The sequence below is a fragment of the Streptosporangium sp. NPDC005286 genome, assembly GCF_040607515.1.
Classification (GTDB): domain Bacteria; phylum Actinomycetota; class Actinomycetes; order Streptosporangiales; family Streptosporangiaceae; genus Streptosporangium.
The window spans coordinates 1-11,074 of the sequence record NZ_JBEXGU010000069.1 but is presented as its reverse complement, the minus strand read 5'-3'; the positions used below and the strand labels follow the sequence as shown (position 1 = coordinate 11,074).

Genomic DNA, 11,074 nt, shown 5'->3' with positions numbered 1-11,074 from the left:
GATGTCGCTCACAGCGGGATGGGACCGGGCGACCTTCGCCCAGCACGGGATGTGGATCACCGAGCGGATGGGCGCCGGTGGCCGGGTCTACGCGATGCCGCTCACCCTGCGGCTCGACGGCCCGCTCGACACCGGCGCGATGCTCGCCGCCTGTGCCGCGGCCGTCGAGCGACACCCCGTGCTCGCCGCGGTCCTGGCGGAGCGGGACGGCGAGGTCCGCCTGCTCCCCGGCAAGGTGCCCCCGCCGATCCGCTTCGAGGAGACCCTGCCCGAGCCCGGCCGACTTGAGGAGGAGGTGGCGCGCCCCTTCGACCTGGAGTCGGGTCCACCGGCCAGGTTCACCCTCTTCAGGCTGGGGGCCGAGCGGCACCTGCTGCAGATCGTCGCCCACCACGCCGTCTTCGACGGCGTCTCCAAGGACCTGCTGCTCCGTGACATCGCCGCCGCCTACGGGGGCTCCGCGCTCGCCCCCCTGACGCTCTCCTGCGACGAGATCGCCCGCGCCGAGCAGGGCAGGGTCGCCGCCGCGCTGGAGGAGGCGGCGGAGTTCTGGCGGCCGAGATGGCAGGACGGGCAGGACCTGCTGCTGCCCGGCCTCACCCGCACCTCGCTGCGCGCCGCGCCCGGCGACACCGTGGAGTTCCGCCTTGGCGGCGAGGTCGCCGCCATCGCCGCCGACCTGGGCCTGACCCGCTTCGAGGTCGTGCTGGCCGCACTGCACACGCTCCTGTACGGGTACGGCAACGCCCGCGTCACGGTGGCGGTGGACCTGTCCACCAGGACCGAGGAGACGCGCGAGCACGTGGGGGCGTTCGTCAACGAGCTGCCCGTGGCCTCCAGTCCGGCCGGGACGTTCGCCGAGTTCGCCCTGTCGATCAGGGAGGAGCTACGGGCGATCTACCGCTATCGCGAGATTCCCCTGGCCAGGGCGCTGGGCGGGATCAGCCCGCGCTCCGCGCTCACCCCCGTCTCGGTCAGCTACCGCAGACGCCCGGCCGGTGACCCCTCCTTCGCGGGACTGGACGTCTCGGTCGACTGGGCGGCGTCCAACGGCGCGGTCCGCAACACCCTGCACCTGCAGGTCGTCGACGGCGCCGACGGCCCGGCCGGGGCCGAGGCCCGCCTGCGGTTCAACCCCGAGATCCTGGACCGCGCCGCCTGCGAGGGCGTCGCCGAGCAACTGCGGGTTCTGCTCGCCGGCATCGCGGCTCGCCCCGGCGCCCCGCTCGACGAGCTGCCCCTGCCTCCCCGGGTCGTCCCCGCCGGCCAGGCCGATCAGGCCGATCACGGCCTCGTCACCGGTCCGGTCTCCGGCGGCGAAGGCGCCAGGGGGGAGGACGCCGAGCTCCTCGGGCAGGTCACGGCGATCTGGTGCGAGGTGCTCGGCGTGGACACGGTCCAGCCGGACGACGACCTGTTCGACCTCGGTGGTCACTCGCTGACGATCACCCAGATCATCTCCCGTGTCCGGGACGGGATGGGCGTCGAGCTCTCCTTCGAGGTGTTCATCGACTCCCCGACCGTCGAGGGCGTCGTCGAAGAGATAGCCAGAGCCCGATGACGGCCGAATCCGGACGGTCATCGGTGGTGACCGTCGAGTTCTCCGGGGCGCGGGGCGGCGAGTCGCCGCTCACCTGGGGCCAGCTGGCCATCTGGAGGATCACCCGGTGGCTTGAGGACGGCGACCCGTACTTCAACATGCCCTGGGTGCTGCCCGTCTACGGCAGGCACACCCAGGATGCCGTCATCGGCGCCCTGCGCGGCCTCGTCGAGCGGCACGAGACCCTCAGGACCACCTGTGAGGACGCCGCCGACGGGCCGGTCCAGCGGGTGGCGAGCCGGGGCCGGTTCGACGTCGAGGTGGTCGACGCCGGGGAGGACAAGCCACTCGCCGCCGCCAAGAAGGTGTCCGCGGGGCTGGCCGCCAGGGGCTTCGACTACGCGGTCGAGCTGCCGTTCCGCTGCGCCGTCGTGACCGTCGGCGGCCGCCCGCGTGCGGTGGCCTTCGCGCTGTCCCACCTGGCGGTGGACGGCTGGGCGCTGGACGTGCTCGCGGGTGACTGGCGGGCGCTGCTGGCCGGGGACGAGCTGCCCGCTCCCGGGTGGCAGCCGCTGGACCAGGCCGCCTTCGAGCGTGAGGGGGCGGGAGCGGCCCGCGGCGAGCGGGCGCTCCGCCACTGCCGCGCCGAGCTTTCGAGGGCGCCGGAGACCATGTTCGACTTCCCCCGCATCACCGCGGAGGAGCCGAGGTTCGTCCGGGTCGGCATGGAGTCGGTGGCCGTCGCCGCCGCCGCCGAGATCCTGGCCGAGCGGTGGTCGGTCAGCACGGCCAGCGTGCTGACCACGGCGAGCGCGGTGCTGCTGGGCGTGCTCACCGGGCACCGCCGGGTGGTCATGCAGCTGATCGTGGCCAACCGGCACGACCCCAGGACCGCGGCCATGGCCGGCACCGCGGTGCAGGACGGGCTCCTCGTCCTCGACCTGCCGGACGGGACGTTCGCCGACGTGGTCCGTGCCGGGCACCGGCGGGCGTTGATGGCCTACCGCAACGCGCACTACGACCCGTACCGGATGATGGCGCTGCGCGAGGAGATCGGAAGGGAGCGTGGCGGTCCCGTCGACCTGTCCGCCTACTTCAACGACACGCGGACCACCGCTCACTGGCCCAACCTGCCCAAGGTGGAACCGGCGGGGGATCCGGCCGCGGTCGCCGCCCTCACCGAGCGGACCAGGTTCTTCCTGGTCGGTGCCTGGGACGCGGTGGACGCCACGGTCTTCTTCGCCACCGGGCCCGCCACGAACACCTGCCGGCTCTACCTGCTGACCGACACCGCCTGCCTGCCGCGCTCCACCGCCTACGCGCTGCTGGGCGGGGTGGAGAGGCTGCTGGTCAGGGCCGTGGCCGAGGAGGTGGCGCTGGACGAGGTCGCCGAGCTGTGCGGCATCGTCCCGATCGAGCGCCCCGCCGTCCGGGAGGCGGCCCTTCCCGGTACGCCGGAGAGCGGCCCGGCGGAGACCGAGCAGAGCCCGGCGACGGAGAGATCCAGGGAGGTGGCCGGTGACCACGCCTGACCCCTGTGTCGCCGCGGAGACGGACCTCGCGGTGCGGGAGTCCGCGCCGGAGCACGCCCCGCGGGAGCACGCGGCGCAGGACCGGCGCGAGGAACTGCTCGGCCGGCTGGCGCGGCTGTCGCCGGAACGGCGCGCGGCGCTGCTGGCGGAGGCGCGGGAGCGGGACGGGGGCAGGCGGTGGCCCCTGTCGTTCGGGCAGGAGCGCCTCTGGTTCCTCAGCAGGTTCGACCCCGGCGACACCACGTACCACACCCCCTGGTGCGTGCGGCTGCGCGGCCCCGTCGACGTGCAGGCGCTCGCCGCCGCCTTCACCCGCGTCGCCGAGCGGCACCACGTGCTGCGCACCCGGTTCCGGCTGGCCGGTGACCGTCCCGTCCAGATCGTCGTGCCCGTCGCGCCGGTGCCGGTGGAGCGGGCGGACGTCACCGGCGACCCGGCCCCGGCCGTCGTGGAGTTCGTGAACCGGCCGTTCGACCTCGAAGGCGGCCCGCCGCTGCGCGTGGCGCTGCTGCGGCTGGGCGAGGAGCACTTCCTGCTCTGCATCGTCCTGCACCACATCGTCGTCGACGGCTGGTCGCTGGACGTCCTCATGCGGGAGGTGACCGAGTGCTACGCCGCCCACCGCGAGGGCAGGCCGCCGGCGCTGGAGGAGCTCCCGGCGCAGTACCCGCAGCTCGCCGAGGAGGACAGGCGCCGCGCCGAACGGGACGAGGACGCCTCCCACCTCGACCACTGGACCCGCACGCTCGCCGGGGTGCCGGCGCTCGACCTCCCCGCCGACCATCCTCGTCCCGCCCGCTGGAGCGGGCGCGGCGGGCAGGAGAGCCTGCTCGTGCCCGACGAGGTGATCACCCGGCTGGAGGACGTCGCCAGGAGCGCGCGCTGCACGCTCTTCATGGCGCTGCTCGCCGTCTACCAGGCGACCCTCTCGCTGGCCTCCGGGCAGCGGGATCTGTGCGTCGGGGTGCCGGTCTCCGGCCGGGACCGTACCGAGATCGAGCCGCTGATCGGCTACTTCGCCGGCACGCTCGTGCTCCGTGCCGACCTGTCGGGCGACCCCACCTTCCTCGAACTGATGAAACGCACCCGGCTGACGCTCTTCCGGGGACTCCAGCACGCCGGCACGCCGTTCGAGCGGATCCTCGCCTCGTTGCGCCTGCCCCGTGACCTGAGCAGGCCGCCGCTCTTCCAGGCCATGTTCAACCTGCACAACCTGCCCAAGGACGACCTGCTGCGGACCACGATGGGCGACCTGTCGGCCGAGGTCTACCCCGTACCCGCGACGGGCCGTACCAAGGCCGAGGTGTCCGTGGACGCCTGGCGGGGGCCCGAGGGCCTCGGCGGCGTCCTCGACTACAGCAGTGACCTGTTCTCCGCCGGAACCGCGCGGCGCCTGGCCCGCACCTTCACCGACGTGGTGGAGCGGGCCGGGACCGACCCGGGCCTCCGGCTGTCCGACCTGAGAGGTGTACGACCGTGGTGATGTCCTCCCCGGCGCGAGAGCCGGGACTCACGGCACCAGACCCGCAGGGAGAGGGCATGGTGACGGTGCCGGAGCTGATACGCGACCGGCTGGAGACGGCACCCGACGCGGTGGCGGTCAGCGGGCAGGGCGGCGAGCTGACCTACCGGGAGCTGCACCGGCGGGTCGACGACCTCGCCGCGGTGCTGCGCGAGTGGGGAGTGGGCCCCGAGGTCCCGGTCGGGCTGTGCATGGAGCGCACCACGGGGATGGTCGTCGCGGTCCTGGCGGTCTGGGCCGCCGGAGGCGCGTACGTCCCGCTCGACCCCGCCTTCCCCGAGGACAGGCTGCGGCTCATGCGCCAGGACGCCGGGATCGGCCTGGTGCTGACCCAGGCCGGCGTGGACCGGCGCCTGCTGGCCGGAGTCCCCCGGATCCTCGTGCTCGCCCCGGACGGTACCGCCCCCACCGCCCGCCGCGACACGCCGCGGGGACCGCGGGGCGACCTGGCGTACGTGATGTACACCTCGGGCTCCACCGGGCGGCCCAAGGGGGTGGAGGTCCCGAGGCGCGCCGTGCAGAACCTGCTCGGCTCGTTCGCCGAACGGCTGAAGCTCACGCCCGAGGACCGCTGGCTCGCCGTCACCACCCTGTCGTTCGACATCTCCGTCCTGGAGTTGCTGCTCCCCCTGGCGTGCGGGGCGCGGGTCGTCGTGGCCTCCGCGAGCCAGGCGGCCGACGGCCAGAGGTTGCGGGCGCTGGCGGTCGCCGAGCGGATCACGGCGCTGCAGGCCACCCCGGCCACCTGGCGCATCCTGCTGGAGGCCGGCGGAGTGCCGGAGACGATCCGCACCCGGCTCTGCGGGGGAGAGGCGCTGCCGCGCGACCTCGCCGACGCGCTCCTCGCCCCGGGGACGAGCCTGTGGAACGTGTACGGGCCGACCGAGACGACCGTGTGGTCCACCGCGGGGATCGTCGCGCCCGCACCGGCCCGGGTCGTGCTGGGGGAGCCGATCTCCGAGACGTCCCTGTACCTCCTGGGCGACGACGGCCTGCCGGTCGCGGACGGCGAGGCCGGGGAACTGCACATCGGCGGGGCCGGGGTGGCCCGCGGCTACCGGGGCATGCCCGCCCTGACCGCCGCCCGCTTCCTGCCCGACCCCTTCGCGGCCGGCGGGGGAGGGCGCATGTACGCGACCGGCGACCTCGTCCGGCGCACCCCGGACGGCCGCCTGGAGTACCTGGGCAGGGCCGACAGCCAGGTCAAGGTGCGGGGGTTCCGCATCGAGCTGGAGGAGATCGAGACGGTCCTGCGCTCGGTGGAGTGGGTGCGCCAGGCCGCCGTCGGTGTCCACCAGGGACCGGACGGCCTGCCCACGCTGGTGGCGTACCTGGTCGGTGCGGAGGGAGCGGCACCGGAAGGGCCGTGGGAGGCGCTGCGCGCCAGACTCAGGGCGAGCCTGCCCGAGTACATGGTGCCCGCGCACCTCGTCACCCTCGACGCCCTGCCGCTCACCCCCAACGGCAAGCTCGACCGCGCGGCGCTGCCGGCACCCGACCGGGCCCGGGCGTCGACGACCCCCTACCGGGCGCCGTCGAGTTCGGCGGAGGACGAGCTCGCCGCGATGTGGGAGGAGGTGCTGGGAATCGAACAGCCGGTCGGGGTCGACGACGACTTCTTCGAGCTCGGCGGGCACTCGCTGACGGCCGCCCAGATCATCGCCAGGGTCCAGTCGCGCTTCGGCGCCGCCGTGCCGCTGGTGGCGCTCTTCGAGCATCCGACCGTCGCCGGGCTCGCCCGGCAGCTGGACCGCCTGGACGACGACGACCTGGACCTCGTCGAGGTCGCCGCGCTGCGCGAGCAGCTCGACGGCCTCGGTGCCGAGGAACTCGCGGCGATCTTCGACGAACTGGGGCCGGGCGCATGAGGGCGCCCCTGTCCCCGGCGCAGGAGCGGCTCTGGATCCTGCAGCGCGTCGATCCGGACGACGCCTCCTACAACATGTATCTCGTACGCCTGCTTCGCGGCCCCCTCGACCAGGCCGCGCTGATCTGGGCGCTCACCGACGTGCTGACCCGCCACGAGAGCCTGCGCACCAGGTTCACCGAGGAGGACGGTGTTCCCTGGGCCGTGGTGGAGAGCGGGGCACCCGGGATCGAGTGGCTGCGCTCCGGGAGCCGCGAGGACGCGGAACGCCTGGTGGCCGAGCGGACCAACGAGCCGTTCGACCTGGAGGCCGGGCCTCCGCTGCGGGTGGCGGTGATCCGGATAACCGACGACCGGCATGTGCTCTGCGTCACGATGCACCACATCATCTCGGACGGCTGGTCGCTCAACGTCATCCTGGACGACCTGGCCGACTGCTACACCGCGCGCCTCGCCGGGGCCGAACCCCGGCTGCGCCCGTTGCCGGTCCAGGCGGGCGACTACGCACGCTGGCAGCGGCGCAGGGCCGACCGGGCCGTGCCGTACTGGCGGGAGAGGCTCGCCGCGCCGCCCCCGGTCGAGCTGCCGTTCCGCCGGGAGGGGGCGGGGAGCGGGCGGGGCGAGTTCCAGCGTGTCCGGTTGTCACCCGAGACGGCGCGGCGGCTGGAGCGGCTGGCCGCCGAGCAGCGCACCACCCTGTTCACCGTGCTGGTCGCCGCGTACCAGACGTTGCTGCTGCGGCACACCGGGCAGACCGACGTCCTGGTCGGCACCGTCGTCGCGGGCCGGGACCGGGTCGAGCTGGAACCGATGGTCGGATACGTCTCCCAGACGGTGATCCTCCGCGGGGACCTGTCGGGCGACCCGCCGTTCACCGGCCTGATCGGCCGCAGCCGTGGCGAGGTCCTCGCCGCGCTGGGCAACTTCTCGGTCCCCTTCGAGCAGCTTGGCCACCCCGTGGAGTCGCTGCTGTCCTCCATGCTCATCCTGCACAACCAGGACGCCGGTCCCCGGCGGGCGTTCGGCGAGCTGACCGTGACCGACATCGACGCCGGGTTCCGGCAGGCCAAGGTGGACCTCCTCGTCGAGGTGTGGTCCGACGAGAACGGGCTCGGCCTCTCCCTCTGCCATGACACGGGCCTGTTCGAGGCGGCAGAGGTCGGCCGCCTGGCCGCCAGGTTCGCCCTGCTCCTCGAATCCGTCGCGGCCCGCCCCGACACCCCGCTCTCCGCCCTGCCGATCTGGACCGACGCCGACCACGCCGACATCCACATCCTGTCGGCCGGGCCGTCCGGCGCCGAGCTCGCCGGGGGCGTCCTGGTTCCCGAGATGATCCGCCAGGCCGCGCGGCGGACGCCCGAGGCCGTCGCCGTGGTCTGCGGGCGGGAGAGCGTCACGTACGGCGAGTTGCTGGCTCGCGCGGGCACGCTCGCCGGGGTCCTCCGTGACGGCGGGGTCGGCCGCGGCGACGTCGTCGGGGTCTGCCTGCCCCGCTCGATCGAGGCGATCACCGCGCTGCTCGCCGTCTGGTGGGCGGGGGCCGCCTACCTGCCGTTCGACCCCGACGTCCCGGACGAGCGGCTGGCCTTCTCGATGGCGGACGGCTCGGCCACCCACCTGATCACCCTGCGCGAACCGCCGCCGGGCCGCGTCGCCGTCACTCCCGCGCCACCCGCGCTTCCCGGGGGCGCCGTCGGCGCCCCCGCCCCCCTCCGGGGCGCGACCGTGCCGCTGGACGCCGCGTACGTCATCACCACCTCGGGCTCCACCGGCGTGCCCAAGGGCGTGCTGGTGGAGCACGGCGCGGTGGCCGCGCGGGTACGGTGGATGCGCGCGGACTACGGCCTGACCTCCGGTGACCGGGTCGTCCAGTTCGCCTCGCTCAGCTTCGACGCCCATGTCGAGGAGGTCTTCCCGGCGCTGGCCGCGGGGGCCACGCTGGTGCTCCTCCCCGACGGGGCGACGAGCCTGCCCGACCTGCTGGCCTCGCCGGAGGGCGAGGCGGTCACCGTGCTCGACCTGCCGACCGCGTACTGGCACTCACTGGCCGAGGAGCCGGGCGAGACCGCCTGGCCCGCCTCGCTCCGCCTGGTGATCCTCGGTGGTGAGCAGGTCTCCGCGGCGGCGGTGGAGCGCTGGCGCGGCCTGCTCGGCGACCGGGTCCGGCTGGTCAACACCTACGGCCCGACCGAGGGGACGGTGATCGCCACCGCCGCCGACCTCGGGGCGCGCGACGTCGTGGGCCGCCCGCCGATCGGCGGCCCGATCGCGGAGACCACCGTCCGGGTGCTCGACGACAGGGGAGAGCCCCTGCCACCCGGCGCGGCCGGGGAGCTGGTCATCGGTGGGGCCGGGGTGGCCCGCGGCTACCTCGGCAGGCCGGCGCTCACCGCCGGCGCCTTCGTCCCCGACCCGTACGGTGCCCCCGGGGCGCGCCGTTACCGGACGGGGGACCGGGCGCGGTGGCGCTCCGACGGGCGGCTGGAGTTCCTGGGGCGGCTGGACGCGCAGCTGAAGATCCGAGGTTTCCGGATCGAGCCGGGTGAGGTGGAGAGCCGCCTGCTCGCCCATCCGCAGGTGGGCCAGGCCTTCGTGACCGGCCGGGGCGAGGAGCTCGTCGCCTACGTCACCGGCACCGCGGATCCGGCGGACCTCAGGGAACACCTGGGGCACTCGCTCCCGCGCCAGCTCGTCCCCACCGCCTGGGTGAGCCTGGAGGCGTTCCCCCTCACCCCGGGCGGCAAGATCGACCACGCCGCGCTCCCCGAACCGGTCGCCGCCTCCTCCGCCGAGCGGGTCGCGCCGCGCACGGACGCGGAGAGGCTGGTGGCCGGGATCTGGGACGAGCTGCTCGGCACGGGGGCGGTCGGTGTCTTCGACGACTTCTTCGCACTCGGCGGGCACTCCCTGCTGGCGACCCGGGTGGCGGCGCGGATCAGGCGGGCCACCGGCATCGAGGTCCCGATCCGGACCGTCTTCGAGATGAGCACCGTCGCCTCACTCGCCGAGGCGCTGGAGGAACTGCTGATCAAGGAACTGGACGCCCTGACCGACGAGGAGGCCATGGATCTGCTCGCGGGCACCGACCATTCCTGATCTCGCCGGTGGCGCTCTCGGGCACACTCCCGGCGGGAATCCGGTGTCGGCCGGGGGCTGTTGATAAGGGAGGGAGGCGGCGTAGCATCCGGGCACGCCTTGTGTTGTCGGGCGCTTGTTCGGAGTCGTGAGTCACGAGGATGCGAGGCCCCATGAGCGTTGTGCAGCCCGCTCCCGACCCGAGGTCGGCGCTCGCGGAGCCGACGCGCAGGGTGGGGCCCTGGTGGGTGGCCGGCATCTCGCTGGCCAACCTGGCGCTCTGGATGGGGTACTTCGGGCCGCTCCAGGTCCTGCTTCCCTCGCAGGTGGCGGTGGTCGACCCGGCGGGTAAGGAGGGGGCGCTGGCGCTGGTGACCGGGCTGGGGGCCGCCGTCGCGATGCTGTTCAACCCCATCGCGGGGGCGTTGTCCGACCGCACGGCGGGGCGGTTCGGGCGCAGGCACCCGTGGTCGCTGGCCGGGGCGCTGGTCGGCGCGGGGGCGCTGGTCCTGCTGGCGGGGCAGGGGACGATCATCGGCCTGGCGGCCGGCTGGTGCCTCGCGCAGGCCGGGCTCAACGCGATGCAGGCCTCGCTCAACGCCGGGGTGCCCGACCACGTGCCGGTGAGCCAGCGGGGTGAGGTGTCGGGCTGGATCGGGATTCCCCAGTCGCTGGGGGTGGTGCTCGCCGTGGTCCTGGTCACCATGGTCGCCACCACCACCGAATCCGGATATTTCCTGATAGCGGTGCTGATCCCGCTCTGCGTGCTCCCCTTCGTTCTGACCACCCCCGACCCTCGCCTGGCGGCCAGGCCCCCCTTCGAGCTCGGGGCCTTCCTGAGAGGTTTCTGGATCAGCCCCCGCGCCCACCCCGACTTCTTCTGGGCCTGGCTGACCCGCTTCCTGATGCAGCTCGGCAACGCCGTCGCCACGCTCTACCTGCTGTACTTCCTCACCGACGCGGTCGGCTACGAGCGGCTCTTCCCCGGCGAGCGGGCCGAGGACGGCCTGCTCACGCTGATCCTGATCTACACCACGACGGTCGTGCTCACCACCGTCGTCGCGGGCGTCGTCTCCGACCGGCTCGGCCGCCGCAGGGCGCTCGTCACGGCCTCCGGCCTGATCAGCGTGGTCCCCGCGGTGATGCTCGCGTTCTGGCCGCTGTGGCCGGTGGCGACGGTCGGCGCCGCGATCATGGGGGTCGGCTTCGGCATCTACCTCTCGGTCGACAACGCCCTGGTCACCCAGGTCCTGCCGGCCGCCGAGGGACGTGCCAAGGATCTCGGTGTCATCAACATCGCCAACTCGGGACCCCAGGTGCTCGGCCCGGTCATCGCCGGTCCCATCGTGGCCGGTCTCGGCGGCTATCCGGTCCTCTACCTGACCTCCGCGGCCCTCGCCCTGCTCGGCGCCGCCCTCGTCTGGAAGATCCGTTCGGTGCCCTGACCGTACGGCCGGACGCCGTCCGCCGCCGGGAGCCGTGCCCCGCGCGTGCGCGGCACGGCTCTTCAGGGGCGCCGACCGGCCGGTCGGCGCCCC

Annotated in this window: 6 protein-coding genes; all 6 read left to right on the top strand. The window is 74.0% G+C overall.

What is annotated here, in order from left to right:
* Window position 1 precedes the first annotated feature (1 nt).
* Complete coding sequence (locus tag ABZU75_RS24170) at window positions 2-1,561, top strand: condensation domain-containing protein (protein WP_355558241.1); 1,560 nt, start codon at window positions 2-4, stop codon at window positions 1,559-1,561.
* A complete protein-coding gene (locus tag ABZU75_RS24165; protein ID WP_355558238.1) occupies window positions 1,558-3,072 on the top strand; it encodes a condensation domain-containing protein in 1,515 nt (504 codons plus the stop codon). The genes ABZU75_RS24170 and ABZU75_RS24165 overlap by 4 nt, the downstream gene beginning before the upstream one ends.
* On the top strand, window positions 3,059-4,555 hold the full coding sequence (locus ABZU75_RS24160; RefSeq protein ID WP_355558235.1) for a condensation domain-containing protein: 1,497 nt from the start codon (window positions 3,059-3,061) through the stop codon (window positions 4,553-4,555). The genes ABZU75_RS24165 and ABZU75_RS24160 overlap by 14 nt, the downstream gene beginning before the upstream one ends.
* Window positions 4,556-4,611: 56 nt before the next feature.
* Window positions 4,612-6,462 (top strand): non-ribosomal peptide synthetase, encoded by a 1,851-nt coding sequence (locus ABZU75_RS24155; RefSeq protein ID WP_355558233.1) that lies wholly within the window; start codon window positions 4,612-4,614, stop codon window positions 6,460-6,462.
* Window positions 6,459-9,557 carry an amino acid adenylation domain-containing protein gene (locus tag ABZU75_RS24150; protein WP_355558231.1) on the top strand — a complete coding sequence of 1,033 codons (3,099 nt, stop codon included), beginning with the start codon at window positions 6,459-6,461 and terminating at the stop codon, window positions 9,555-9,557. The genes ABZU75_RS24155 and ABZU75_RS24150 overlap by 4 nt, the downstream gene beginning before the upstream one ends.
* Window positions 9,558-9,709: 152 nt before the next feature.
* A complete protein-coding gene (locus ABZU75_RS24145; protein WP_355558228.1) occupies window positions 9,710-10,981 on the top strand; it encodes an MFS transporter in 1,272 nt (423 codons plus the stop codon).
* The last annotated feature ends 93 nt before the right edge of the window (window positions 10,982-11,074 follow it).

What these genes read in the sequence shown, in the direction of transcription:
- ABZU75_RS24155 (WP_355558233.1), top strand. Translation starts at nt 4,612, where the DNA reads ATGGTGACGGTGCCGGAGCTGATACGCGACCGGCTGGAGACGGCACCC.
- ABZU75_RS24170 (WP_355558241.1), top strand. Translation starts at nt 2, where the DNA reads ATGTCGCTCACAGCGGGATGGGACCGGGCGACCTTCGCCCAGCACGGG.
- ABZU75_RS24165 (WP_355558238.1), top strand. Translation starts at nt 1,558, where the DNA reads ATGACGGCCGAATCCGGACGGTCATCGGTGGTGACCGTCGAGTTCTCC.
- ABZU75_RS24150 (WP_355558231.1), top strand. Translation starts at nt 6,459, where the DNA reads ATGAGGGCGCCCCTGTCCCCGGCGCAGGAGCGGCTCTGGATCCTGCAG.
- ABZU75_RS24145 (WP_355558228.1), top strand. Translation starts at nt 9,710, where the DNA reads ATGAGCGTTGTGCAGCCCGCTCCCGACCCGAGGTCGGCGCTCGCGGAG.